This window comes from Luteibacter sahnii, assembly GCF_034063545.1.
GTDB classification, from domain to species: Bacteria; Pseudomonadota; Gammaproteobacteria; order Xanthomonadales; family Rhodanobacteraceae; genus Luteibacter; species Luteibacter sahnii.
Genome location: NZ_JAQLOK010000003.1, coordinates 365,782 through 389,516, shown reverse-complemented (window position 1 = coordinate 389,516; position 23,735 = coordinate 365,782). Strand labels below are relative to the sequence as shown.

The following is a 23,735-nucleotide window of genomic DNA, read 5'->3' as shown; positions in this document are numbered from 1 at the left end:
GGGAAGTCGTCCAACGTGTCCTCGATCGAACCCAGCGCGCACCTGGCGGAAGTGCGTTACGAGATCCGCGGCGCCCTTACCCGGCGCGCCCGCGAGCGCGAAGCGGCCGGCGAGACGGTCATCAAGCTCAACATCGGCAACCCCGGCCGCTACGGCTTCGCCACGCCGGCCCACCTGCGCGAGGCCATCGCCAGCCACCTCGTCGACAGCGAGGCCTACGGCCACGAGCAGGGCCTGGACGAGGCCCGCGAGGCCATCGTCGCCCAGCAGCGGGCACGCGGCGCCCACGGGATCGACGTCGAACGCGTCTTCGTCGGCAACGGCGTCAGCGAGCTGATCGACCTCTCCCTGCGCGCCCTGCTCCAGCCCGGCGACGAGGTACTGCTGCCCAGCCCGGACTACCCCCTGTGGAGCGCCGCCACCCTGCTCAACCACGGCCAGCCGCGTTACTACCGCTGCCTCGCCCAGAACGCCCACCTGCCCGATCCGGACGAAATCGAGGCGCTGGTCGGGCCGCGCACGCGCGCGATCGTGCTGATCAACCCCAACAACCCCACCGGCGCGGTCTATCCGAAGGCACTCCTGGAGCGCATCGTGGCGGTGGCGCGCCGGCATGGGCTGTTGCTGCTCTGCGACGAGATCTACGACGAGATCCTCTACGACGGCACGCCGTTCCAGCCGCTGGCCGCCGTCGCCGGGGATCACCCCTGCGTGAGCTTCGGCGGCCTCTCGAAGGTGCATCGCGCCTGCGGCTACCGCGTGGGCTGGATGAGCCTGTCGGGCGACCCGCGTCGCACCGCCGACTATCGCGACGCGCTCCAGTTGCTCGCCGCGCTGCGCCTTTGCGCCAACGTCACCGCGCAATGGGCCGTGCGACCCGCCCTGCTCGATGCGCCGACCATCGGCGAACTGACGGCGCCGGGTGGCCGCCTGCACGACGCACGGCGCATCGTGCTCGACCACGTCGCCGCGAGCCCTTACCTCGACGTGGTCGCGCCCGGTGGCGCGATCTACGCGTTCCCCTGGGTGCGTGCCGATGCCCTGCCCCAGTTCGACGACACCGCTTTCGCCCTGCGCCTGCTCGACGAAGAAGGCGTGCTGCTCGTGCCAGGCACCAGCTTCAACCTCGCCGCCAGCCGGCACCTGCGCTTCACCCTGCTGCCCGAGCCGGCGCAGCTGGTGGAAGTGTTCGCGCGCATCGATCGCGTGCTCGGTCGCATGGCCACCGAGGCGCGTCCCGTCGCCAGCGCGGTCGCCTGATGCGCGAGGCATCGTTTCTCGCCTTGGGCGATTCATACACCATCGGCGAGGGCGTCGCCGACGACGCGCGCTGGCCCGTGCAATTGGCCGCGCGCCTGCGCGCGGAGGGTTTCGCCGTCGCCCCACCACGCATCGTCGCCACCACCGGCTGGACCACCGACGAACTCGCCGCGGCCATGGACGCCGCGCACCTGCGTCCCGGCTACGCGCTGGTCACCTTGCTGATCGGCGTCAACAACCAATACCGCGGACGCCCCGCCGCCGAATACCGCGAGCCGTTCCTCGCGCTGCTCCATCGCGCCATCGGACTGGCGGGCGATGCCCGGCGCGTGGTCGTGGTGTCGATTCCCGACTGGGGCGTCACCCCGTTCGCGGAGGGGCGCGACCGTGCCGCGATCGCCAGTGCGATCGACACTTTCAACGCGATCGCCCGCGACGAAACCCTGCGGGCGTTCGCACGCTGGGTGGACGTCACCGACATCTCGCGACGCGACGCACGGGACGTGGTCGACGACGGACTGCACCCGTCCGCGACGCAATACGCCGCGTGGGTCGACGCCATCCTGCCGCAAGCCCGGGCCGCGCTGCGCGAGCGCCCAAACGCCACGACGTAAGCGCGCGCCGCAACCTCCCTGCAACACCCCCGCCACGGTCCGGTTACCTCCCGGGCCGACACTGACGTCCCGGGAACGCCCCGGAAACCGACGCCATGGCCAAGCTCACCTGTCGCAGCGCCTTCATCTCCGACGTGCACCTGGGCACCCCGGATTGCAAGGCCGCCTACCTCCTCGATTTCCTCCGTCACCTCGACTGCGAACGCCTTTACCTCGTCGGCGACATCGTCGACCTGGAGGCCCTCGCCAAACGCCACTGGTGGCACCCCGACCACAGCGCCGTGATCGTCCAGCTGGTCGACATGGCCGCGCGCGGGATCGAGGTGATCTACATCCCGGGCAACCATGATTTCCAGATGCGCGGCCTCGCCGGCGCCACGATCGCGGGCATCCGGGTCGAACTGGACGCGCTGCACGAAGGTGCCGACGGCCGCCGCTACCGCGTGAGCCACGGCGATGAGTTCGATCCCGAGCACATCGGCAAGCGCTGGCTCACCGTGCTCGGCGACGCGATGCACCGCGTGATCTGCTGGGCCAATCGGCGCATGCACGCGATGCGCCGGCGCATGGAACTGCCCTACCTGCCGCTGTCGATCATCATCAAGTCGCATATCCGCCTGGCCATGGAGTACATCCGCGGCTACGAACAACGGGTGGCACGCGACGCGCGCGAGCGCGGCGTGGACGGCCATATCTGCGGCCACATCCATTTCGGCCACGTGCGCCCGATCGACGGCATCCTCTACCTCAACGACGGCGACTGGGTGGAGCACTGCACGGCCCTGGTGGAAGACTTCACCGGTGCCATGGAACTGATCCACTGGACCGAACGACGCACGCCGCTGGGTCGCGCCAGCCGCGAGACGGTGCTGCCCTCGCCGGCCGCGGTGCTCGGCTTCGCGCCCCTGGCCGACTGCCGCAGCGATCTCTCGGCGCTGCGCGCGGAGGTGTCCATCGCGGGTTGAAACGGCCGGGGGGAGGCCCATGTAGAATGGGCTCATTTCCCCCCAGTTGCGGTGAACCCCATGGCCCTCGACACCCCCACCCGCGAGCGCATCGAAGCCCTGCTCGCCCAGCACGAGGTCGTGCTGTTCATGAAGGGCACCCGCCGGCAGCCGATGTGCGGTTTCTCCGCCGCCGCCACGAACACGCTCAATGACATCATCGACGACTACCACACCGTCAACGTGCTCGACGATCCGGAGATCCGCGAGGGCATCAAGGAATTCGGCCAGTGGCCCACGATTCCACAGCTCTACGTGAAGGGCGAACTGGTCGGCGGTTCGGACATCATCCGGCAGATGTACACCAGCGGCGAACTCTACGGCCTGTTCGGCGCCACGCCGCCGGACCGCACGCCACCGGCGATCACCATCACCGACAAAGCCGCCGAAGCGATCCGCGGCGGCATGGCGAACGCCCAGGGTATGGCCCTGCACCTGGAGATCGGGCCCGACCACAGCGCGGGTTTCCAGCTTGCCCCAGGCGGTAGCCATGACATCGTCACCGTCGCCAACGGCATCGAAGTGCACTTCGACCCGGGTAGCGCGCAGCGCGCCAACGGCGTGGTGATCGACTGGGTCAGCACGGTGCAGGGCGAGGGGCTCAGCCTGAAGTTTCCCGGCGCCGTCGAGATCGGCTCGCTCACGGTCCACGCGCTGAAGGAGCGCCTTGCCGCCGGCGATCTCGTGCTGGTCGACGTGCGCCCGGCCCACGGCCGTGCCATGGCGGCTCCGCTGGCCGGCGCGCGGATCCTCGAAGACGAAGGCTACGAAGCGCTCGCCGCGCTGCCGAAGGACACCCCGATCGCGTTCATCTGCCACCACGGCATCTCCAGCCGCGCCGCCGCCGAGCGCTTCGCGGCACACGGCTTCACCCACCTCTTCAACGTCGAGGGTGGCATGGACGCCTGGGCGCGCGAGGTCGATCCGAGCGTGCCACGTTACTGAGCGGACGCGTCAGGTGGATTGAGAAAGCGGCGTTGCGAGACGCCGCTTTTTTTTGTGCGGATAGCGGCGAAAACCGCATGCGCCGGGACGACGACCATCTCACCCCCTCGTCCCGGCGCAGGCCGGGACCCACCGCGATGCGGTCGGTCGTCGTGAGAGCGCTACACCACAAGGGGGCTCGCTCATCGGTGCGACGGGATCCGGAAAGGCCTGGGGTCCTGCCGTAAAAACCGCGACGGCATGCCCTGCCGAGTCCTCATCGCAGCAGGCACCCGAACAGCACGGCGGCTTCGATCATTTCCACCATCGCTCCTGCCGTGTCGCCGGTAAAGCCGCCGAGACGACGCATGCAGGCCACGCGCCACGCACCTGCGACGATGACGGCGATCAACAGCGACAGCGCGCCCGTCATGCCAAAGCACAGCGCGCCCAGCATCGTCAGCACGATCGCCACGCGGCATGTTGTCGCCGATGCGCCGCGCAAGCCGTCGCCCAGGCCGCCCTCGCGGACGTAAGGCGTGGTGAGTACCAGCCCGACCAGTGCGCCTCGCGCCAGCAACGGCGGCAACAGCAGCCACCATGGCGACGGCAACGCGGTCAGCATCGATACCTTGAGCAACGCGAGCGTGACCAGCGCCATCACGCCGGCCGGTCCGCAGCGCGGGTCTTTCATGATCGCCAGCGTGCGCGTGCGATCGCCCAGGCCGCCCACCCACGCGTCGGCGCTATCGGCCAGACCATCCAGGTGCAGCGCGCCGGTCAGCAGCACCCAGGCGGTGAATACGACGACCGCGACGGGCAACGAGGGGAGCCGGTACAGCACGAACGCGAGCAGCGCCAGAAGTAGGCCGAGCATGAGACCCACGGCGGGATACCACTTCAATGAGGCCGCCTGTCCCCGCGCATCCCACGCCACCTTCGGCGTGGGCAGCCGCGTCAGGAACGCGAACGCGATCGCCAGCCCGCGCATCATTCGCCCCAGGCGATCGGATGCACCGAGGCGTGCGGCACGTCGATACCCGCCATGTCGCCGAAGTCGCGCCGCTCCGCGACGCATCGCAGCAAGCGGATCGCTCCGCCATGCGTCACCACGAGCACGCGACGGTCGCCGGCGTGGGCGGCGATGTCGTCCATGGCCGCCGAAAGACGCGCGCGGAAGGCCGCGAAGGGTTCCGCACCGGGCGGCGGATGCGCGACGGGGTCGGCCCAGAACCGGCCCAGTGCGTCGCCGTCCGCGTCGGCCAGTGTCTCGATGGGCACGCCCTGCCAGTCGCCGAAATGGTATTCGGCCAGTCGCGCATCGATGCGCAACGGCAGGCAGCGCTCGGCGGCGAGCTTTTCGGCGAAACGCGCGCAGCGCGCGAGGGGCGATGACACCAGGCCGTCCCACTCGCCCCCGACCACGGCCTGGCTCAGTTGCATCCAGCCCAACGGCGTCAGTGGATCGTCGAGCTGGCCGCGGTAACTGCGCTGGCCGGTATCACCATGACGAAGCAGGTCGATGCTCATACCCGGGACACGCCCGCTTCGTCGAAGGTCGCCATCGATCGATGCAGCGCACACGCCATGCGCAGCAGCGGTACGGCGACGGCCGCCCCGCTGGCCTCACCCAGGCGGAGCTGGAGATCGAGCAGCGGCTCGGCACGCAGAGCCGCCAGGACAGCCCGGTGCCCGCGTTCGTGCGAACGGTGGGCGAAGATCAGCCAGGGACGTGTCGTCGGCTGCATGGCAACGGCGGCCAGCGCCGCGACGCTGGCGATGAAGCCGTCGACGAGCACGGGTAGCCCGCGCTGCGCCGCCGCGATGAACGCACCGGTCAGGGCCGCGATCTCGAACCCACCGACACGGCGCAACGCTTCGCGCGGCGACGAGAGGTGGCCATCATGGAAACGCAGCACGTCGCCGATCACCGCGGCCTTGCGCGCGATGCCAGCGGCGTCGAGCCCCGTGCCCGCGCCCGTGAGCGCCTCGGGCACCTCGCCGAGCAGCGCGCAGGCGAGCGCGCTGGCCACGGCCGTGTTGCCGATGCCCATGTCACCGCCGATGAACAGGTCGGCGCCTTCGGCGAGCGCGCGATCGACGGCATCCCGCCCCGCCGCGCAAGCTGCCTCCAGCTGCACCCCGCTCATGGCATCGGCGTGCCGGCTGTTCGCGGACGACTGCGCGACGATCGCCCGGCGCACGCCGGCGATCTCGCCGGGGTCGTTCACCGTGCCCAGGTGGATCACCTCCAGCGTGGCCCCAAGCTCACGCGCGAGCACCGCGATGGCCGCGCCGCCGGTGGCGAAGTTGCGCAGCATCTCGCCGGTGACGGCTTGCGGAAACGCAGAGACACCCTCCTCGGCCAGGCCGTGGTCGGCGGCGAACACGGCGATGTGCACCTGGTCGACACACGGGCGATCGCGCCGTTGCAGCGACGCCAGCGTGATGGCCAGGGCCTCGAGCCGGCCGAGCGATCCGGGCGGCTTGGTCAACGACGCCTGGCGTTGCGCCGCCATCGCGGCGACCGCCGCATCGGGCTCGATACAGGGGGCCGTCATCCAGTGGGTCATGGCAGGGATCCTTTCAGGGCGAGGGGAAGGCCGGCGGCGACGAAGATCACGCGATCGCACGCCGCGGCAAGCGCCTGGTGCAGGCGGCCCGCCTCGTCGACGTAACGACGGGTAAGCGCCCCCATCGGCACGATCCCGAGGCCGACCTCGTTGCTCACGAACACGATGTCGCCGGGTAATGCGGGCAGCGTGTCCACGAGCGCGTCGCGCTCATGAACGAAATGGACGCCGTCGTCGACGCCGAGCACGTTGGAAAGCCACAGCGTGAGGCAATCCACGAGCACGCAGCGATCCGGCGCCGCGTGCTCCCGCAGCGTCCGGGCCAGGTGCACGGGCGCCTCGGCGTCGACCCACGCGGCGGGCCGGCGCGCGCGATGGTGGGCGATGCGCTCGGCCATCTCCGCGTCGAGCGCCTGCGCCGTCGCGACGTAGTGCACCGCGAGGCGGGATGCCATGGCGAGACGTTCGGCGAGCAGGCTCTTGCCCGACCGGGCACCGCCGAGGATCAGGGTCTTCATAGCGACAGTCCGAAAAGCGAAAGAAGGGCGTCGGTATCCATGTGCGCCTCGACCGTATCGGCGAGGCGATCGATGGAGGCGTCGCGCAAGGCGTGGATGTCGAGCGTCGCCGGCGCGGTCACGCCCGCGAAGCGCAGGAGCGCGTCCAGCGCGTCGGGATGGTCGAACACGCCATGCAGGTAGGTGCCGGCGACCTGGCCGTCGTCGGAGCGCGCGCCATCCACGCGCCCGCCATCGAGCTGCACCAACGGTCGTGCCAGGCCCGCGCCCGCGCTGATACCGCAATGAATCTCGTAACCCGTCACCGCGACGCCGTCGGGCAACAGGTGTCCCTCGACGCGATGCAGTTGCTTGCGCGGGGTGAGCACGGTATCGATATCGAGCAGACCCAGGCCCGGCGTGCTGCCTGCCTCGCCCTCGACGCCGTCGGGATCGTGCACGGCGTGACCCAGCATCTGAAACCCGCCGCAGATACCGATCACCCGGCCGCCATAACGCAGGTGGCGCCGGATCGCCGTCTCCCACCCCTCGGCTCGCAACCACGCCAGGTCGGCGCGGGTGGACTTCGATCCCGGCAGCACGATGAGATCGCACGGCGGCGGCGCGTCGCCGGGGCCGACGAAACGCAGGTCGACGTCGGGATGCGCGCGCAATGCGTCCACGTCGGTGTGGTTGCTGATCCGCGGCAGCACGGGTACGACCACGCGCACGCGCGCCTGCGCCGTCGGCATGACCTCGCGGGGGATCGCGTCCTCGGCCTCCAGCATGAGGCCATGCAGGTAAGGCAGCACGCCAAGCACGGGCTTGCCCGTCTCCCGTCGTAGCCAGTCGAGCCCGGGTTCCAGCAGCGCGATGTCGCCGCGAAAGCGGTTGATGACGAAGCCCGCGATGCGATCGCGCTCGCTCGGCGCGAGCACGGCGAGCGTGCCCACCAGATGGGCGAAGACACCGCCCCGATCGATGTCGGCCACGAGGATCACCGGGCAGTCGACCGCCTCGGCGTAGCCCATGTTGGCGATATCGCGATCGCGCAGGTTGATCTCGGCCGGGCTGCCCGCACCCTCGACCACCACCACGTCGTAGGCGTGGACCAGTCGCGCATGCGACGCGAGCACCGCATCCATCGCGACCCGCTTGTATGCGTGGTAACCCACGGCATCCATGTTGCCCACCGGATGGCCATGCACGATCACCTGCGCCCCGGTATCGCTGTTGGGCTTGAGCAGCACGGGATTGAAATCGGTATGCGGCGCGACGCCGGCCGCCTGCGCCTGCACCGCCTGTGCGCGGCCGATCTCGCCGCCGTCGACGGTCACGGCGGAATTGAGCGCCATGTTCTGCGGCTTGAACGGCGCCACCGTGATACCGCGGCGGCGCACCCACCGACACAGGGCGGCGACGAGCGTGCTCTTGCCCGCATCGGACGTGCAGCCCTGCACCATCACCACGCGCGCGGTCATGCGAGCACCTCGCGCAGGGCGACCGCCAGGCGGGCCGAATCAGCGCGGTCCGGAGGCAAGCCGAAGCGCAGGGCCGGCGGGTCGTCGAACAGGCGCACGAGAATGCCACGCCGCGCGAGCGCCTCGTGCAGGCGCGCCGCGTCGGCGTGCCTGACGTACTGGAACAGATCGGTGCCACCGGTGGGCGGCCATCCCGCCTCGGCGAGCAGCGAGGCCAGCGCAGCCGCCTCGGCGCGCAGCCGGGGACGCATGCGGGCCTGCCAGTCCCGATCACGCAGGGCCTGGGCGACCACCGAGCGGCTGGGACCGGCGAGCGCCCACGGCCCCAGCCGCTCGGCCAGGGACGTCAGCAGCGCGGGCCACGCGGCGACGAACCCCACCCGCGCGCCGGCCAGACCGAAGAACTTGCCCACCGAACGCAGCACGATCAGGCCCTCCCGGGCCGGCACGCGAAGAAACGACCTCTCCTGCGTATCGGCGAACGCCTCGTCGACCACCAGCCAGCGGTCGGGGCCGGCAAGGCGCTCGACGAGGGCGAGCGGTGCCCGTTCGCCGGTGGGGTTGTTGGGCGAGATCAGCACCACCGCGTCGAACGCGTCGACCTGGTCCAGCAACGCCGCCATCGGCAGCGTGGTGACCTCGTGCCCCGCAGCGCGCCAGGCGTGCGCATGCTCGGCGTAACCCGGGGCGACGATGCCGACGCGGCAGGGCCACCGCAGCCAGGGCAGGGCCTGGATCGCGGCCTGCGAGCCCGCCACGGCGATCAGCGAGGTCACGCCGTAATACGCGCGCGCCGCATCGAGCAGGCCGTCATCGTCCTCGGGCAGCCGGTGCCAGGCGTCGGCGGCGATCGGCGGTATCGGCCACGCGTGTGGACTGATGCCCGTGGACAGATCGAGCCAGTGCTCGCGGGGGATGCCATACCGCGCTACCGCGCGCGTGAGTCGTCCGCCGTGCTCAAGCATGCGTCGCTACGCCCCAGAGCAGCATCACGCCGAGCCAGAACGCGACGCCACGATCGACCAGACGCAATGCCCCGCGAACGGACCCGGCATCCGCCGGTGGGCCGTCGCCCAGGGCGGGCCGGGCTTCCCAGCGTCCGTGGTAAGGCGCGGGGCCGCCCAGGGCCACGCCGAGCGCACCGGCCCCGGCCGCCATCACCGGTCCCGCGTTGGGGCTTTTCCACCGGCGCGCCTGCGTGCGCCAGCAACGCATGGCGCCAGCGAAGCGTCCGGCGAACGCATACGACAGCGCGGTGAGTCGGGCGGGAAGAAATCCAAGTACGTCATCGGCCCGGGCCGCGGCCCAGCCGAAGCGCAGGTAGCGCGGCGTTCGGTAGCCCCACATCGCATCGAGCGTGTTGGCCAGTCGAAAGAGCATGGCGCCCGGGGCGCCGAACAGGGCGAACCAGAACAAGGCACCAAACACGGCATCGTGGCCGTTCTCCAGCACCGATTCGGTGGCGGCGCCGGCGACCTGCGTCGCGTCGAGCGCATCGGTGTCACGACTGACCATGCGTCCCACCGCCTCACGTGCCGCGGACAGGTCGCCCGCGTCGAGCGCCGTGGCGATCGGCCTCGCATGGTCGGCGAGGCTGCGACGGCCCAGGGCGACATAGAGGACGACGACATCCAGCCCCCATGCCCACGCCAGGGGCACGGACTGACGCACCCCGAACGTCGCCGCCGACGGGATAAGCACCAGCATGCCCCAGGCCGCCATGCCGGCGTACGTCGCGCCGCCGTACGACGCCGCTGGGTTGAGCCGCCGCTCCATCCATGAGGCCAGGCGCCCGAAGCCGACCAGCGGATGGTAACGACGCGCTTCGCCGAGCCAGGCATCGAGCCACACCGCCGCCACCATCGCCAGCGCGACGCTCATGGCAGGAACAGGCGCGCCGCCGCGTCGGGATTCGACGGGAAATAGAAATGCACGAAGCTCGCGGTCAGCCGGCGGTGGCGATAGACGGCTTCGGCCGTCGGCCCACCGTTCGGGTTGCTTGCGTGGGCGAGCGGCGGCGCATCGACCGTGGCCTGGGCGTAATGGAACGAATGCCCGCGCAGCGTACCTTCGGGCAAGTCGACCGCCTGCAGACCCAAGGCGGCGAGCCGTGGCTGCAACGTCGCATCGCCCGGCAACAGGCCCGCCATCGCGGCGCCGTGGCCGTCACGATCGGTCAGGCGATCCAGCGCGTAGAGCAAGCCACCGCATTCGGCGAGCAAGGGGTGTCCCGCCGCGACGTGCGCGTGCAATGCCGCGCGCAGGTCGATGCGCGCCGCGAGCGCGTCCAGATGGAGCTCCGGATACCCACCGGGGAGCCACACGGCATCGCATGCCGGCAAGGCATCGCCCGCCAGGGGCGAGAAAAAGAGAAGTTCCGCGCCGGCATCGCGGAGCACGTCGAGGTTGGCGGGATAGAGGAACGCGAAGGCGGCATCGCGCGCGATGGCGATGCGTCGTCCGTCGAGCCGCGCCCCCACCCTCGGGCACGGCGGTGCGGAAAACGCGACCGGTGCCGGTAGCGGCAGGTAGCCTTCGGCGAGCAGCGCGTCGGAAAGTGCTTCCAGGCGGGCGTCGAGATCGGCCAGTTCCGCCGCCGCGACGAGACCGAGGTGACGCTCGGGGAGCCGCATCCGCTCGTCGCGGGGCACGTGGCCATACCACGCGACGCCCTCGCGAAGGCTCTCGCGCAGCAGGCTCGCGTGGTAGGCACTGCCCACGCGATTGGCGATGACGCCCGCGAGCGTGAGGTCGTTCCGGTAGGTCGCCAGGCCGTGCACCATCGCGCCGAACGTCTGCGCCATGGCCGAGCCGTCGAGCACGGCCAGCACCGGCAGGCCGAGCCGCGCGGCGAGATCGGCGCTCGACGGCACACCGTCGAACAAGCCCATCACGCCCTCGACGAGAATGAGGTCGGCGTCGCCCGCCGCGTCGTGCAGGCGACGCTGGACATCCTCCTCGCCGCCCATCCAGGCGTCGAGCTGGTATACGGGCGCTCCGCTCGCCCGCTCGAGGATCATGGGATCGAGAAAGTCCGGACCGGTCTTGAAGACGCGCACGCGCCGCCCCGCGCGCGCATGGGCACGGGCGAGGCCCGCCGTGATGCTGGTCTTGCCCTGCCCCGACGCGGGCGCGGCGACCAGCAGCGCGGGACAGGCGCGCGTCACAGTTCGATACCGTGCTGGGCGCGAATGCCCGCCTGGAACGCGTGCTTCACCACGCGCATCTCCGTGACGGTGTCCGCGACGGCCACGAGTGCGTCGGGCGCGCCGCGCCCGGTGATCACGACGTGCTGGCGCCCGGGGCGGACGGCCAGGGCGGCAAGCACCCGCTCCAGCGGCACGTACGCCTTGGTAAGCGCGATGTTGAGTTCGTCCAGGAGCACGAAGTCATACGACGCATCGCCCAGCATCTGTTCGGCGATGTCCCACGCGGCCATGGCGGCGGCGATGTCGCGGTCCCTGTCCTGGGTTTCCCATGTAAAGCCCTCGCCCATCACGTGGTAATCCACGCCATCCCCGTCGAAGCGCCGGAAGAACGCTTCCTCGCCCGTGGAGAAGCTGCCCTTGATGAACTGCACCACGCCGCAATGGAACCCGTGGCCGAGCGAGCGCGCGAGCATGCCGAAGCCCGACGAACTCTTGCCCTTGCCGTTGCCGGTGTTGACCACCAGTACGCCACGGTCGATGGTCGCGCGTGCGATGCGCCGGTCGACAAGCTCCTTCTTGCGACGCATGCGATCGCGGTACCGCGCGGCGTCATCCATGTCGCGCCAGTCGGGGCCCTCGCTCATGCGTGCGCCGCATCGTCGCGCACGCGGAACACGCGTGCGATCACCGCGTGCGCGACCTGCGCTACGGCCACGTAGCATGCCGTGGTCCGCACGAACCGCGGTCCCCAGGTCATCAGCCGCACGCCGTAGTCGGCGAGGTTGGGTTCCGCGTAACGGCCACCGAGGAAGTAGAACGACCCACCCGATACGACGTAAGACAACGATGCGCTCGCCAACAAGGTGGCGAACACGATCACGTGCGACCGCAGCGAGCCATCGAACCGTGGCGCGATAGCACGCCCCGCGTACCACAGCACGGCGTAGGCCAGCGGCAGGAACGAATACGCCAGCGTGATGCAGAACGCGCTCACGCCCGCGTAGCTCACCGAGTACCAGTCCACCAGCACCGCCAGGACGACAAAGCCGACGAAGGCCATGTGCCTGCGCAGGTAGAGGCCGCCGAGGAAGAACAGGGCCATCGACGCGTCCGGCAGGTGAAGCCAGTCGCCGAAGTGATGGAAACGGGTACCGATCATCACGAGGGCGAACGACGCGGCGAGGGCAACGGATAGCGGACGGGAAAGCGGCTTCATCGTGACGGGCTCCGGGTGGGGTGCGGTTACGAACGGGGCTGGTAGCGCAGCGTGAGCATCCAGTGGCGGCCGGGCTGGTTGAAGTAACGGGCGGTCTCGTAGTGACGATCGAAGATGTTCTTCGCCGCCAGTTCGACGTTCCAGAACGCGTCGAAGGCATAGGCCAGGCGCAGGTCGGTCAACGCGTAGCCACCCAGGCGATGCAGGTTGGCCGCATCGTCGTAGCGGTAGCCCGAGGCGAACACGCTTGCGCCGACGCTGAAGGCACCGAAGCGGCGATCGACGTCGAGGTTGGCCGTGCGCCGCGCACGGCGCGGCAACAGGTTGCCCTGGCCGGCGTCGCCGCTGTCGTTCTCCGGTTGCAGCCACGTGGCATTGCCGGCGACGGTCCAATCGGCGAGCGTCGTGTCAGCGGCCAGTTCCACGCCACGGATACGCGAGCGATCAATGTTGTTGGCACCGCCGAACGGGAACAGCGGGCCGGTCAGGCCCGCGTCGAACACGATCAGGTGGTCGATGCGGTTCTGGAACGCGTTGACCGACCAATGACCCCAGCCCGGCGTGCCCTTCAGGCCCATCTCCCAGTTGCGCGAGGTTTCCGGCTGAAGATCGGGGTTGCCGTAGTCGGGGTAGTAGAGATCGTTGAAAGTGGGCGCCTTGAACGCGGTGCCGTAGCTGGCGGTGACTTTCAGCGCATCGGTGAGCGCGTAGCCGTAGAGGAGGCTGCCGGTGGTCTTGCCGCCGAACTGGCTGTTTTCATCGCGGCGCAGGCTCCCCTGCACCGAGCTGGCGCCGAACACCTGCTGCCACTGCGCGAACAACGCATGATTGCGGCGCGCGTCGACGGCGTAATCGGTGCTGCCCACCACGCGATCGCGCTGCCAGTCGAATCCGACGGTGGTCAGGCCATAGGCACCGCCGACGTGACCCAGGTCGGCCTGCAGCGAGGCGAGGTCGCGATGCGTGTTGAACGTATCGGCGTAGACGCTGTTTTCGTCGTCGGTGGAGAGATCGGCGCTGCGACCGACGTTGAGCGTGACCAGCGCGTCGCCCGACGGGCGGTAGCGGACGCGGCCGCCGACAGCCTGCGTGGCGGACGCGGCGAAGTTACTGCTGGTACCGTCGTAGTGATTGCGGCCTTCGCTGCGCATGGCGCTCGCGTCGGCGTCCCACTGCTCGTCGAAGCGCCAGCCCCCCTTGAGCGAGAGCGCGTTGTTCCGATAACCGTCGCGGTCCGGTTCGTAGGTGTAGCACCCGCCGCCGCCCGGGCTGGGCTTGCCCCGGCACGCATTGATGCCGTCGGTCTGGTCGTGCGTGGCTTCCACCGCGTACCAGCCCTGCTTGCCGCTGCCGGCGAAGCCCGCCGACCCACGCAGGGTGGACCAGCTGCCGACGCCCAGCGAAAAGCTGGGCACGAAGGCGCCCTGCGGCCGGCGGGTGAAGATCTGGATGACACCGCCCAGGGCTTCGGAGCCGTAAAGGCTCGAGTACGGACCCCTTACGATTTCGATCCGTTCGATCTGGTCGACCGGAATATCCTGGAACGCGGCGGTGCCGGAGGTGACCGACCCGATCCGCACGCCGTCCACCAGCACCAGCACGTGGTCCGCGTCGGTGCCGCGCATGAACACGGAGGTCGACTTGCCCGGTCCGCCGTTGTTGGCGATGGACACGCCCGGCACGCCGCGCAGCAACTCCGCGAGGGAGCTGGGCTGCAAGCGCTCGATGTCGGCGCGATCGATGACGGTGGACGCGGCCAGCACCTGCGAGGCGGCCTGTTCGGTGCGCGAGGCGGTGACGACGACCTGGTCGAGGTCGGTGGACACCTCGTCGGCCTGGGCAAGGGCAGGCAAGACGAAAGCCGTCGCGACGGCGAGCGCGAGGCGGGACGAACGGAACATCGTGGTGTCACTCCCTACGAGCCGCGCCAACCCGCGCGGCATGGATGCGTGGGACGGACGCAGGGAGACGGGGAGCGCCGACGATGGACGGCCACCCTCGACAGGCCCTCCGCCAGTCCGGTGTCGCCTCGAGGCCGGTCTCCGGGCTTGCGGGCATGGGACGTGCGTCCCATCGGACCGGCGCCTTCCCATGCCAGGGGCACAGTGGCGTAGAGCCGGTCGTTCACTCGCTTACCGTTGCGGGGGCAGCTCCGGAATGGCGCGGCGCGAGAGCGCCCGCGCGTCACCGGATTCCCGTTTCAATCGCCGTCGTCAGACGTCGGCGATCACCTTGGGCCCGGGCAGTGTAGCCGAACCACGCGCGTGCCGGTCGCGCCAGCGCAGGCAGGGGCGCTCGACCGTGTAGTGCAGCAGGGCGCCGCAGGCCAGCGTGGTGGCGGCGAACACGGCAAAACGGAGGAAACGATGCGCCGCCAGGTGGTCGCCAAGGGCGGCCGCGGTCAGAGCAAACGCCCCCTTGTGACTCAGGTAGAGACTGTAGGACGCGCGGGCGAGCCAGCCCACCCCCGGCAGGCGAACGGCGACCGGGCCGCGTGTCGCGCTGCATGCGGCGACGAAGGCGGCCATGGCGGTCGCCAGCAACGGGTATCCGAGCACGCAAGACCAGAACGCCGTGCGCCGCCCCGTGAACACGGCCAGGGAAAGGATGAGCAGCACACCGGCGAGCGTCAGCAGACGGCCCTGCCGCGCGTGCAAGCCAGCCATCCACGCGGGTCGGTACACCGCGCAGGCCGCGAGCGAGACACCGGCGACCAGGCCGTCCAATCGCGCGTAAGTGGGGTAGTAGAGGTAGCGCAGGTAGGATGGCCCCTCCGGGTCGGCATGGGCGACCTGCGTCTGCCATAGCCACGCGCGCAGGATCACGCCACCGACCACGACCAGCCCCAGAACGGCCAGCCCCCGGAGCAACGACGGCCGCCTGGCCAGGGCCAGGGCGAGGAACGGAAACACCAGGTAGAAGTGTTCCTCCACGCACAACGACCACACATGCGAAAACGCCGAACGCTCCGGTGCGTCGAACAGCAGGTTGAAGGTGAAGGTCGGAAACTGCCACCACGGCTGCATCAAGGGCGTTTCGCGCCAGGCAGGCCAGCACAGGTACAAGACCAGCACCACGGCGAACGCGGGCAGGATGCGAAAGGCGCGCCGCCGATAGAATTCGGCCAGGTCGACCGTGCCGTTTGCGGCGACCGACGCCAGCACCTGGCGGCCGATGAGGTAACCGCTTAGCACGAAGAACAGGTCGACACCCATCCAGCCTGACGTTTCGAGCAGGCCGAAGCCGTCGCCCAGGCCGCCGAGCAGGTAGCTATGGAACAGCATCACCCAGACGATTGCGATGGCGCGCAGGGTATCCAGTCCGGGTTGGCGGCTCATCGGTCGTGTTTTCCCCGTGCGATACGACAGTGCCTGCGGCGACACGAACGATAGGCGTCGCACCGGCCGGCGGCATGGAGCGATTCGGGCCATTCACGGGCAAGCCGCAACGGGGCCGATCGCTTGAGAGGCCATTGTGGAAAAAAGTACGGCCCGTCGCACCGGGTAATGCGGCGGGCCGTGCGTTCACGGCGTTGAAGCGTTGCGATGGATCAGAGGCAGGTGGCCAGGCCGTCGTAGATCGAGGCCCGCGACATCGGGAGCTTGGCTTCGAGCGGGTTTTCGCCCTCGATCAGCTGGAAGAACTGCTCCGCCGGGGTGTCCTTGGCCAGGGGCAGCCGGCACTTATAGAGACGGGCGTTCACCTGCACGGCACCGGACTTCGGATTGACGCCCGCGTAGCTGCCGGCGAAGGTCCACAGGCACTGCTTGACGGTGCCCTTGGTGGCGTCGACCGAGCAACGCAACTGCATCGGACGCAGGTTGCCATAGTCCCCCTCGCAGAAGGTGTCGCCACAGACCTTGTCGAACGCGCGACCGAGCGCGGCCTCGGCGTCGTAGAAGCGCTGGAAACTGTTTTCGGAGGCAGGCCAGTCGACCAGGTCGACGTAGCGAGCCGGGGCCGGCGGCGGCGTGGTGGACTGGGCGAACGCCGCGGCGGGGAGAACGAACAGGACGGCGGCGAGGGTGGTTCGGATCATCGGGTGGCTCCGTGGTGAAGGGAGCCGGTATTTCAGCGGTACGGGCGCGGCGGGTCTGTCCCGCCGCGCCTGTCCGCGCGTGTAGTCGCCGGCCTGCGTTAAAGCCAGTGTCCGTAACGGCGGATGTAGATCGTCTTCACCAACTGCGTCAGCACGCAGTACGAGACCAGCGTGACCGCCAGCCAGGCGAAGTAGATGCCCGGCAACGGCTGCATCCCGATGTGCGCACCAAGCGACGAGAACGGGATCAACATGCCCACCACCATGATCGTGCCGGTCAGCGCCAGCACCGGTGCCGACGCCACGCTGCGCAGGAACGGAATGCGCCGCGTGCGGATCATGTGCACCACGAGCGTCTGCGACAGCAGGCCTTCGATGAACCAGCCTGACTGGAACAGCGACTGGTGTGCGGCATCGTTCGCACCGAACACATGCCACATCAACCAGAAGGTGGTGATGTCGAACACCGAGCTGACCGGGCCGATCCAGACCATGAAGCGACCGATGTCCCCGGCATCCCACTTGCGCGGCCTGCGCAGGTACTCCTCGTCCATGCGATCGAACGGAATCGACAGCTGTGAGAGGTCGTAGAGCAGGTTCTGCACCAGGATCTGCAACGGCAGCATGGGCACGAACGGCAGGAAGGCACTGGCCACGAGCACGCTGAACACGTTGCCGAAGTTAGAACTGGCCGTCATCTTGATGTACTTCATGATGTTGCCGAAGGTGACGCGGCCCTCGACCACGCCCTCCTCCAGCACCATCAGGTTTTTTTCAAGCAGGATGATGTCGGCCGACTCCTTGGCGATGTCGGTGGCGGTATCGACCGAGATGCCCACGTCGGCGTCGCGCAGCGCCGGCGCATCGTTGATGCCGTCGCCGAGGAAGCCCACGGTATGACCACGCCGTTGCAGGGCCTTGACCACGCGCGCCTTCTGCACGGGAGACATCTTCGCGAAGACGGTGGTGTGCTCCACCATGGCATCGAGCGCCTCGTCGTCGAGCTTTTCGATGTCGCGCCCCTGCACCGTGCCCAGCACGTCCAGCCCCACCTCGGTGCAGATCTTGCGCGTCACCGCCTCGTTGTCGCCGGTGATCACCTTCACCGCCACCCCGTGGTGGTTGAGCGCGCGGATCGCGGTAGCGGCGGAATCCTTCGGCGGATCGAGGAACGCCAGGCAACCCACCGCCGTCAGGCCCGACTCATCGGCCACGCCATAGGCACGGTCGGCGATGGGGTCGCGGCGCACGGCCACCACGAGAACGCGCAGGCCGTCTTCGTTGAGGCGGCTGGTCATCGCGCGGATCTCACGCCGCTTTTCGTCCGTCATCGGCTCCACGACGTCGCCGGTGCGGGCTTCGGTGCAGATCGCGAGCATCTCTTCGACCGCACCCTTGCACACCAGCAACTGCTCGTCGCGGCCATCGGTCACCACCACCGACATGCGCCGGCGCTGGAAGTCGAACGGGATCTCGTCGACGATGCGGAAGCGGCTCGCGACCGGCTCGAGATCGCGGTGGGTGAGCACCGCCTTGTCCATCAGGTTGCGCAGGCCGGTCTGGAAACGGCTGTTGAGATAGCCCCACTCCAGGGCTTCGTCCGAGTCTTCGCCGGCGAGGTCCACGTGGCGCTCGAGCACGATCTTGTCGAGCGTGAGCGTGCCCGTCTTGTCGGTGCAGAGCACGTCCATCGCGCCGAAGTTCTGGATCGCGTTCAGGCGTTTGACCACCACCTTGCGCTTGGACATGGCGATGGCGCCCTTGCCCAGGTTGGCGGTGACGATCAGCGGCAGCATCTCGGGCGTGAGGCCCACGGCCACCGACAGGCTGAACATGAACGCCTCGAGCCAGTCGTGCTTGTCGAAGCCGTTGATCAGGAACACCACCGGCACCATCACCGCCATGAAGCGGATCAACAGCCAGCTGACCGACGAGATGCCGCGGTCGAAGCTGGTCTGCACGCGTTCGCCGGAGAGCGTGCGCGCCAGCGAGCCGAGGTAGGTCCGCGCACCGGTCGCCAGTACCACCGCGGTGGCCGTGCCGGAGACGACGTTGGTGCCCATGTAACAGATCGTGGGCAGGTCGAGCGGGCTGCCGCTCTCGTCGCCCGAATGACCGTGCGGCACGGATTTCTCCACCGGGATCGACTCGCCGGTGAGGATCGCCTGGCTGATGAAGAGGTCTTTCGCGGCCAGCAGGCGAAGGTCGGCCGGGATCATGTCGCCGGCGCCCAGGTGCACGATGTCGCCCACGACGAGCTCTTCCACCGGCACTTCGATGCGCTCGGCGTGGCCGTCCTCGGCGCGGCGCGTCACCGTCGCGGTGTTGCGCACCATGGCCTTGAGCTTTTCGGCCGCCTTCGACGAGCGGTATTCCTGAGTGAACGACAGCAGCACGCTGATGCCGACCATCACCGCGATGATGATCGGGCCGGTCAGGTCATCCGGTTCGGTGACCAGTTGCACCACCGCCAGCACCAGCAGCACGATGATGAAAGGGTTCTTGAACGCACGCAGGAGTTGCAACGACCAGTGCGGCGGCTTCTCGTGCCCGACCTCGTTGATGCCGTCGCGGTCGAGCCGCTCGACGATCGCGGCTTCGTCAAGGCCGTCCGGCCGGGCCTCGAGCGCGCGCAGGAGTTCGTCCGCGGGGCGAAACGCGTCGGCGGCGACATTGGCGAAGGACTTGGCGGCGACGGCCGCCGGCGAGGGGTGCTTTTTCATGGCTCGCTGCCTTTCCGGACGACGACTCCGGTCGGGCGCGAACCGGCCTCAGCGAGGGACTGAAGGCAGGCGCGCCGGCGCGGGGCCGACGGACGGTGTTCCGGTAAACGTGACGACGCGCGGCGCGGGCCGCGTCGTCGTGTCTATGTCGCTGTTCATGGCTGCGGCAGTTTGCCGTCGACCGGTTTCGATGAGCTTTCAGCCAGGTTAAGGGATCGCGGCACGGTGATGGTGCGCTTGGCCGGCTGGGCGACGGCGCGACGGCGTGCGAGGGCGAAAGCGAAACGGCGGCCGAACATGCGCGGACCGTTCTTGTCGAGCTGAAGGTTCATGGCTCAATCCTCGTATAACGGATGCTCACGGCATCCGTCGAGGAGAGCCGGACTTTCCCTAGCGGAGGAAAGCGCCGGCCGACCGGGAGCGGTCGCCGCGGGCGATGGTGTTTGCCAGCGCCGGAACCCGATGCGTGCGGATGCCGGCGCGTCGACTAGGGTAGACGTCCATATGCCTGGGTAAGGTAAGGAGGGTGCCGCCGGGGATGTCGTCTTCCGGGTAGCCGTGGAATTGTCGCGCCGCGGCAAGGGCCGGTCAAGCCCACAACGGGGCCGGATCGCCCGCCCGGCGATCAGGCCGGCAGGGGCTGGCCTTCGGTGATGCCGGCTTCGTAGTCCGCGGCTTCGGCCAACAACCAATCGCGGACCTTGCCAAACCCCGCGTGCGAGGTCGAGCGCTTGGGAGAGACCAGGTAATAGGCCTCGGCCACGCGCATGCGCTCCTTGCAAAGCACGGTGAGCGCCCCGCATTCGATCAGCGAGCGGGCCATCACGAGCCGGCCCAGTGCCACGCCGAGCCCTTCGAGCACCGCGCGCTGCAGGTGTTCGGTGTTGTCGAAACGGGCCACGTAACGCGACGGCAACGGCATGTCGAACTGCTCGGCCCAGTCGGCCCAGCGCCCGGAGGGATCGCCCAGCAACGGCCAACCGGCCAGGGAGGTATCCGGCAGGCCACCCATGCGGCGCACCAGCGAGGGGCTGGCGATCGGCACAATGTATTCGCCGAAGAGCCGTTCCGCGCGGGTACGCGGCCACGCGCCCAACCCGTAGCGAAACGCACAATCGATGGCCGGTTCACGGTCGAAGTCCACCACCGACACCGACGAGTGCAGGCTGAGTTCCAGTTCGGGATGCTTGCCGACCAGACGGGGCAACCTGGGCACCAGCCAGCTGGAGGCCACCGACGGCAGGACGCTGAGGGTCACCAGGTCGTGGTGTCGGCACGCATAGCGGTTCAGGGCATGCTCGATGCCTTCGAAATGGTGGCCGATGGCGTCGAGCAACTGGGCGCCATCGGTGGTCAGGGTGACCCCGCGCGGCCCGCGGTCGAACAGCGTCCGCCCCAGCCGTTCCTCCAGGTTGCGCACCTGGTGACTTAACGCGCTGACGGTCAGGTTCAGCTGGTCGGCCGCACGCGACAGCTTGCCCGTGCGCGCCACCAGCACGAACCCCTGAAGAAGCCCCAGCGGGAGGCGAGACATGTGAATTCTCCTCAAGCCCAGGTTGCAAACATATCGCTTTTTCAGCTGTCACGGGAGGCGCACCCTTTAGGCCGATGAGAGTCACGCGGCCATGGGCCATATCGGGGAGGGTGTCATGGCATCGATTTTCACCGGCCTTGCCTTCATGCACGGCCATCTGGTCGACCGCGAACTGGTGCTGCGCCTCGGGCGCGCCGAGCCGGCGGTCGGCAAGGGCGGCGGCCGCAAGGCACGCGTCCGCGGGACGCCGGAGAAGCGCCCAGCCCGCAAACCGCCGCTGACCTTCGCGTCCGGCTGCGGCTGACGCATCACGCGCCGCCAACCCGCGACGACCGACCATCAGGCTTTGCCTTGACGGAGACCCCCCATGCAACGTCGTCCCCTTGGCCGCTCGCGCCTTGAAGTCGCCCCGCTCGCCTTCGGTGGCAACGTCTTCGGCTGGAGCGTCGACGCGCCCCGCTCGTTCGACCTGCTCGATGCCTTCGTCGACCACGGCTTCAACCTGATCGACACCGCCGACGTCTACGAGGCATGGGTACCCGGCAACGAGGGCGGCGAATCCGAAACCATCATCGGCCAGTGGCTCAGGCGGTCGGGCAAACGCGACCAGGTGCTCATCGCCACCAAGGTCGGCAAATGGGCGCGCTATCCGGGGCTGTCGCCGACCAACATCAAGGAAGCCGTGGAGGATTCCCTGCGCCGCCTGCAGACCGACCGCATCGACCTTTACCAGGCCCACGAGGACGATCCCAGGGTACCGCTGGAAGAAACCCTGCGCGCGTTCGACGACCTCGTCACCGCCGGAAAGGTACGCGTGATCGGCGCGTCGAACTACGAGGCGACGCGACTCGCCGACGCACTGCGTATCAGCCAGGACAAGCACCTCGCCCGCTACGAATCGCTTCAGCCCGAATACAACCTCATGGATCGCCAGGGCTTCGAAGCGGCGTTGCAGCCGCTTTGCGTCGAGCAAGGCATCGGCGTGATCACCTATTACTCGCTCGCCAGCGGCTTCCTCAGCGGCAAGTACCGCGACGAAGCCGACCTGGGCAAAAGCCGCGTGCGTGGCGCCCGGGTGAAATCCTATCTGGGCGAGCGCGGCACGCGGGTGCTCGACGCGCTGGATCAGATGGCGTCGCGGCACGCGGCGACACCGGCCCAGGTCGCCCTCGCATGGCTGATGGCGCGCCCTGCAGTCGCCGCGGTGATCGCCAGCGCGACCACCGTCGAGCAACTGGACGACATCGCTCGCGCGGCGATGCTCACACTGGCCGAGGACGAGCGAGCCGCGCTCGACGACGCCAGCCGTTGACCCACGATGGGCGCCTGACCGATATCGGTCAGGCGCCCACTTACACGAGCGCTGGGGATCATTTACAGGCCGGAGCGGCCGGGGACGACATTCTGCCGAGGGCGGCATCGCCATGATGGCGCCGGTCGGCACGACGCCGACCGATGCCCCCATGACATGGAGTCACCATGAAACCTTTCGTCCTTGTCGCCTGCCTGGCGGCCGTATCGTGTGCAACCGCCCAAGCGCAGATACTCCCGCCCGTTCCGATCGACCTCGGCAGCTTCCCGACCAAGGCCAGCCTGCGCTGCTGGTATCGCACACCCAAACCGACCAACCCGCTCGCGACGTCCTACGTGAATGCCGAAGGCTTCACGGTGCTGGGCACGTGGGCCAATCTCAGCGCGAGCCCCACGTCCAACCTGTTCTACACGCAGCAGAAGCCCTGGGAAATGCGCGAAGCCTGTGAGAGGACGCTCGCGAAAAAAGGCATCGACGAGCCCGTCATCCAATGGAATGCCGCGGCATCGTCTCTGAGCTATAACCATCAGATATGGCATGACACCGTGCTGTCGCCCGGTGCGACGGTGGAGCGGATCGTCGCGTTCGGCGACAGCCTGAGCGATACGGGCAACATCTTCAACGACCTGCAGTGGACGTTTCCCGCACCGCACGCCTGGTTTCTCGGCCGCTTCAGCAATGGGCCGGTATGGACCGAGTACTTCGCCGACATGACCGACAAGCCCTTGGCCAACTGGGCCATCGGGGGCGCCGAGACGAAACACTCCAACGTGTTCATCAAGGGACTGGACGCGCAGGTCGACTCCTTCGGCAAATACGTGGCGCGCGCACGCGGCTACGATCCGTCACGCACCGTGTTCACGGTGCTGGCGGGGGCCAACGACTTCATGAACGACCGCAGCCCCCAGATCGATGCCGTCTTCGCCGTGACCCGCCGTCTCGAAGCGTCGTTGGAGAAACTCGCGATGTTGGGGGCCCGGAAGATCGTGCTGCTCAATCTACCGGACATCAGCCGTACGCCGGCCTTCCGCGACGACCCGGCGCAGGCCTCGCTCGTCCGAGACAAGACCCGCCTCTACAACGAGGTGCTCACGGCGATGGCGGCGCGGGTCAACAAAACGCACGGCACCGACATCCAGCTCGTCGACCTGGCCGGCATGTTCGCCGAGGTGCTGGAAAGCCCCGACCGGTTCGGCTTCCACGACACCGAGCATTCGTGTCTGAACATGCCTACCGAGAAGAAAACCGACTACCTCACCGGCCCATCGATGACGCCCGGATGCGACCCCGACGGTTACGTCTTCTGGGACCGCGTGCACCCGACGACCAAGGTACACCGCCTCATCGCCGAACGCGTCTTCGCGGCGGTGTCGGAACGCTGGGCCCTTTCCGGTCGCTGAAACCGTGAC

23 protein-coding genes and 1 riboswitch are annotated in these 23,735 nt (G+C 68.7%); of the genes, 7 read left to right on the top strand and 16 right to left on the bottom strand.

The features are described from left to right. Positions 1–15 precede the first annotated feature (15 nt). From PI246_RS12000 to grxD, 4 genes are all read left to right on the top strand, one after another. Positions 16–1,260, top strand: coding sequence for an aminotransferase class I/II-fold pyridoxal phosphate-dependent enzyme (locus PI246_RS12000; protein WP_320551527.1), 1,245 nt, complete (start codon positions 16–18; stop codon positions 1,258–1,260). Then, positions 1,260–1,874 carry an SGNH/GDSL hydrolase family protein gene (locus PI246_RS11995; RefSeq protein ID WP_320551526.1) on the top strand — a complete coding sequence of 205 codons (615 nt, stop codon included), beginning with the start codon at positions 1,260–1,262 and terminating at the stop codon, positions 1,872–1,874. The genes PI246_RS12000 and PI246_RS11995 overlap by 1 nt, the downstream gene beginning before the upstream one ends. 95 nt (positions 1,875–1,969) lie before the next feature. Further along, positions 1,970–2,839 (top strand): UDP-2,3-diacylglucosamine diphosphatase, encoded by an 870-nt coding sequence (locus PI246_RS11990; RefSeq protein WP_320551525.1) that lies wholly within the window; start codon positions 1,970–1,972, stop codon positions 2,837–2,839. Between the two features lie 60 nt (positions 2,840–2,899). Continuing rightward, positions 2,900–3,823 carry a Grx4 family monothiol glutaredoxin gene (gene grxD, locus PI246_RS11985; RefSeq protein WP_320551524.1) on the top strand — a complete coding sequence of 308 codons (924 nt, stop codon included), beginning with the start codon at positions 2,900–2,902 and terminating at the stop codon, positions 3,821–3,823. A gap of 256 nt (positions 3,824–4,079) precedes the next feature. Here the strand turns inward: grxD and PI246_RS11980 are convergent, their stop codons facing one another. From PI246_RS11980 to PI246_RS11905, 16 genes are all read right to left on the bottom strand, one after another. After that, positions 4,080–4,796 (bottom strand): adenosylcobinamide-GDP ribazoletransferase, encoded by a 717-nt coding sequence (locus tag PI246_RS11980; protein WP_320551523.1) that lies wholly within the window; start codon positions 4,794–4,796, stop codon positions 4,080–4,082. Then, positions 4,793–5,332 carry a histidine phosphatase family protein gene (locus PI246_RS11975; protein ID WP_320551522.1) on the bottom strand — a complete coding sequence of 180 codons (540 nt, stop codon included), beginning with the start codon at positions 5,330–5,332 and terminating at the stop codon, positions 4,793–4,795. The genes PI246_RS11980 and PI246_RS11975 overlap by 4 nt, the downstream gene beginning before the upstream one ends. After that, complete coding sequence (gene cobT, locus PI246_RS11970) at positions 5,329–6,375, bottom strand: nicotinate-nucleotide--dimethylbenzimidazole phosphoribosyltransferase (protein WP_320551521.1); 1,047 nt, start codon at positions 6,373–6,375, stop codon at positions 5,329–5,331. Before cobT ends, PI246_RS11975 begins: the two co-directional genes overlap by 4 nt. Continuing rightward, entirely contained in the window at positions 6,372–6,893 is a 522-nt protein-coding gene (gene cobU / locus PI246_RS11965) for a bifunctional adenosylcobinamide kinase/adenosylcobinamide-phosphate guanylyltransferase (protein ID WP_320551520.1), read from the bottom strand. The genes cobT and cobU overlap by 4 nt, the downstream gene beginning before the upstream one ends. Further along, entirely contained in the window at positions 6,890–8,353 is a 1,464-nt protein-coding gene (locus PI246_RS11960) for a cobyric acid synthase (protein ID WP_320551519.1), read from the bottom strand. The genes cobU and PI246_RS11960 overlap by 4 nt, the downstream gene beginning before the upstream one ends. Next, positions 8,350–9,318: a threonine-phosphate decarboxylase CobD gene (gene cobD, locus PI246_RS11955; protein ID WP_320551518.1), complete on the bottom strand. Its 969-nt coding sequence runs from the start codon at positions 9,316–9,318 to the stop codon at positions 8,350–8,352. Before cobD ends, PI246_RS11960 begins: the two co-directional genes overlap by 4 nt. Next, complete coding sequence (cbiB, locus tag PI246_RS11950; RefSeq protein ID WP_320551517.1) at positions 9,311–10,234, bottom strand: adenosylcobinamide-phosphate synthase CbiB; 924 nt, start codon at positions 10,232–10,234, stop codon at positions 9,311–9,313. The genes cobD and cbiB overlap by 8 nt, the downstream gene beginning before the upstream one ends. Beyond that, positions 10,231–11,520: a cobyrinate a,c-diamide synthase gene (locus tag PI246_RS11945; protein WP_320551516.1), complete on the bottom strand. Its 1,290-nt coding sequence runs from the start codon at positions 11,518–11,520 to the stop codon at positions 10,231–10,233. The genes cbiB and PI246_RS11945 overlap by 4 nt, the downstream gene beginning before the upstream one ends. Continuing rightward, positions 11,517–12,119, bottom strand: a complete 603-nt coding sequence (gene cobO / locus PI246_RS11940; protein ID WP_320551709.1) for a cob(I)yrinic acid a,c-diamide adenosyltransferase — start codon at positions 12,117–12,119, stop codon at positions 11,517–11,519. The genes PI246_RS11945 and cobO overlap by 4 nt, the downstream gene beginning before the upstream one ends. Positions 12,120–12,142: 23 nt before the next feature. Continuing rightward, on the bottom strand, positions 12,143–12,718 hold the full coding sequence (locus PI246_RS11935) for a hypothetical protein (RefSeq protein WP_320551515.1): 576 nt from the start codon (positions 12,716–12,718) through the stop codon (positions 12,143–12,145). 26 nt (positions 12,719–12,744) lie between these two features. Next, positions 12,745–14,619: a TonB-dependent vitamin B12 receptor gene (gene btuB / locus PI246_RS11930; RefSeq protein ID WP_320551514.1), complete on the bottom strand. Its 1,875-nt coding sequence runs from the start codon at positions 14,617–14,619 to the stop codon at positions 12,745–12,747. Positions 14,620–14,734: 115 nt separating this feature from the next. After that, a riboswitch (cobalamin riboswitch) is annotated at positions 14,735–14,968 on the bottom strand. Then, the gene (locus PI246_RS11925) at positions 14,932–16,056 is read right to left on the bottom strand and encodes an acyltransferase family protein (RefSeq protein ID WP_320551513.1); all 1,125 of its coding nucleotides are present in this window, start codon (positions 16,054–16,056) and stop codon (positions 14,932–14,934) included. It overlaps the preceding riboswitch by 37 nt. Positions 16,057–16,268: 212 nt before the next feature. Further along, entirely contained in the window at positions 16,269–16,757 is a 489-nt protein-coding gene (locus tag PI246_RS11920; protein WP_320551512.1) for a hypothetical protein, read from the bottom strand. A gap of 98 nt (positions 16,758–16,855) precedes the next feature. Next, entirely contained in the window at positions 16,856–19,480 is a 2,625-nt protein-coding gene (gene mgtA, locus PI246_RS11915) for a magnesium-translocating P-type ATPase (RefSeq protein WP_320551511.1), read from the bottom strand. A gap of 155 nt (positions 19,481–19,635) precedes the next feature. Then, complete coding sequence (locus PI246_RS11910; protein ID WP_320551510.1) at positions 19,636–19,812, bottom strand: hypothetical protein; 177 nt, start codon at positions 19,810–19,812, stop codon at positions 19,636–19,638. Positions 19,813–20,105: 293 nt separating this feature from the next. Beyond that, complete coding sequence (locus PI246_RS11905) at positions 20,106–21,014, bottom strand: LysR substrate-binding domain-containing protein (protein ID WP_320551509.1); 909 nt, start codon at positions 21,012–21,014, stop codon at positions 20,106–20,108. 115 nt (positions 21,015–21,129) lie between these two features. Here PI246_RS11905 and PI246_RS11900 point away from each other — a divergent pair, with 115 nt between their 5' ends. From PI246_RS11900 to PI246_RS11890, 3 genes are all read left to right on the top strand, one after another. Then, entirely contained in the window at positions 21,130–21,318 is a 189-nt protein-coding gene (locus tag PI246_RS11900; protein WP_320551508.1) for a hypothetical protein, read from the top strand. Between the two features lie 63 nt (positions 21,319–21,381). Then, the gene (locus PI246_RS11895) at positions 21,382–22,326 is read left to right on the top strand and encodes an aldo/keto reductase (RefSeq protein ID WP_320551507.1); all 945 of its coding nucleotides are present in this window, start codon (positions 21,382–21,384) and stop codon (positions 22,324–22,326) included. A 167-nt stretch (positions 22,327–22,493) separates the two neighbouring features. Further along, positions 22,494–23,726 (top strand): SGNH/GDSL hydrolase family protein, encoded by a 1,233-nt coding sequence (locus PI246_RS11890; protein WP_320551506.1) that lies wholly within the window; start codon positions 22,494–22,496, stop codon positions 23,724–23,726. The last annotated feature ends 9 nt before the right edge of the window (positions 23,727–23,735 follow it).

What these genes read in the sequence shown, in the direction of transcription:
- cobT (WP_320551521.1), bottom strand. Translation starts at nt 6,375, where the DNA reads ATGACCCACTGGATGACGGCCCCCTGTATCGAGCCCGATGCGGCGGTC.
- mgtA (WP_320551511.1), bottom strand. Translation starts at nt 19,480, where the DNA reads ATGAAAAAGCACCCCTCGCCGGCGGCCGTCGCCGCCAAGTCCTTCGCC.
- cobU (WP_320551520.1), bottom strand. Translation starts at nt 6,893, where the DNA reads ATGAAGACCCTGATCCTCGGCGGTGCCCGGTCGGGCAAGAGCCTGCTC.
- PI246_RS11975 (WP_320551522.1), bottom strand. Translation starts at nt 5,332, where the DNA reads ATGAGCATCGACCTGCTTCGTCATGGTGATACCGGCCAGCGCAGTTAC.
- PI246_RS11990 (WP_320551525.1), top strand. Translation starts at nt 1,970, where the DNA reads ATGGCCAAGCTCACCTGTCGCAGCGCCTTCATCTCCGACGTGCACCTG.
- PI246_RS11890 (WP_320551506.1), top strand. Translation starts at nt 22,494, where the DNA reads ATGAAACCTTTCGTCCTTGTCGCCTGCCTGGCGGCCGTATCGTGTGCA.
- PI246_RS11910 (WP_320551510.1), bottom strand. Translation starts at nt 19,812, where the DNA reads ATGAACCTTCAGCTCGACAAGAACGGTCCGCGCATGTTCGGCCGCCGT.
- cobO (WP_320551709.1), bottom strand. Translation starts at nt 12,119, where the DNA reads ATGGATGACGCCGCGCGGTACCGCGATCGCATGCGTCGCAAGAAGGAG.
- grxD (WP_320551524.1), top strand. Translation starts at nt 2,900, where the DNA reads ATGGCCCTCGACACCCCCACCCGCGAGCGCATCGAAGCCCTGCTCGCC.
- PI246_RS11925 (WP_320551513.1), bottom strand. Translation starts at nt 16,056, where the DNA reads ATGAGCCGCCAACCCGGACTGGATACCCTGCGCGCCATCGCAATCGTC.
- cobD (WP_320551518.1), bottom strand. Translation starts at nt 9,318, where the DNA reads ATGCTTGAGCACGGCGGACGACTCACGCGCGCGGTAGCGCGGTATGGC.
- PI246_RS11960 (WP_320551519.1), bottom strand. Translation starts at nt 8,353, where the DNA reads ATGACCGCGCGCGTGGTGATGGTGCAGGGCTGCACGTCCGATGCGGGC.
- PI246_RS11995 (WP_320551526.1), top strand. Translation starts at nt 1,260, where the DNA reads ATGCGCGAGGCATCGTTTCTCGCCTTGGGCGATTCATACACCATCGGC.
- btuB (WP_320551514.1), bottom strand. Translation starts at nt 14,619, where the DNA reads ATGTTCCGTTCGTCCCGCCTCGCGCTCGCCGTCGCGACGGCTTTCGTC.
- PI246_RS11980 (WP_320551523.1), bottom strand. Translation starts at nt 4,796, where the DNA reads ATGATGCGCGGGCTGGCGATCGCGTTCGCGTTCCTGACGCGGCTGCCC.
- PI246_RS11935 (WP_320551515.1), bottom strand. Translation starts at nt 12,718, where the DNA reads ATGAAGCCGCTTTCCCGTCCGCTATCCGTTGCCCTCGCCGCGTCGTTC.
- PI246_RS11920 (WP_320551512.1), bottom strand. Translation starts at nt 16,757, where the DNA reads ATGATCCGAACCACCCTCGCCGCCGTCCTGTTCGTTCTCCCCGCCGCG.
- PI246_RS11895 (WP_320551507.1), top strand. Translation starts at nt 21,382, where the DNA reads ATGCAACGTCGTCCCCTTGGCCGCTCGCGCCTTGAAGTCGCCCCGCTC.
- cbiB (WP_320551517.1), bottom strand. Translation starts at nt 10,234, where the DNA reads ATGAGCGTCGCGCTGGCGATGGTGGCGGCGGTGTGGCTCGATGCCTGG.
- PI246_RS11905 (WP_320551509.1), bottom strand. Translation starts at nt 21,014, where the DNA reads ATGTCTCGCCTCCCGCTGGGGCTTCTTCAGGGGTTCGTGCTGGTGGCG.
- PI246_RS11900 (WP_320551508.1), top strand. Translation starts at nt 21,130, where the DNA reads ATGGCATCGATTTTCACCGGCCTTGCCTTCATGCACGGCCATCTGGTC.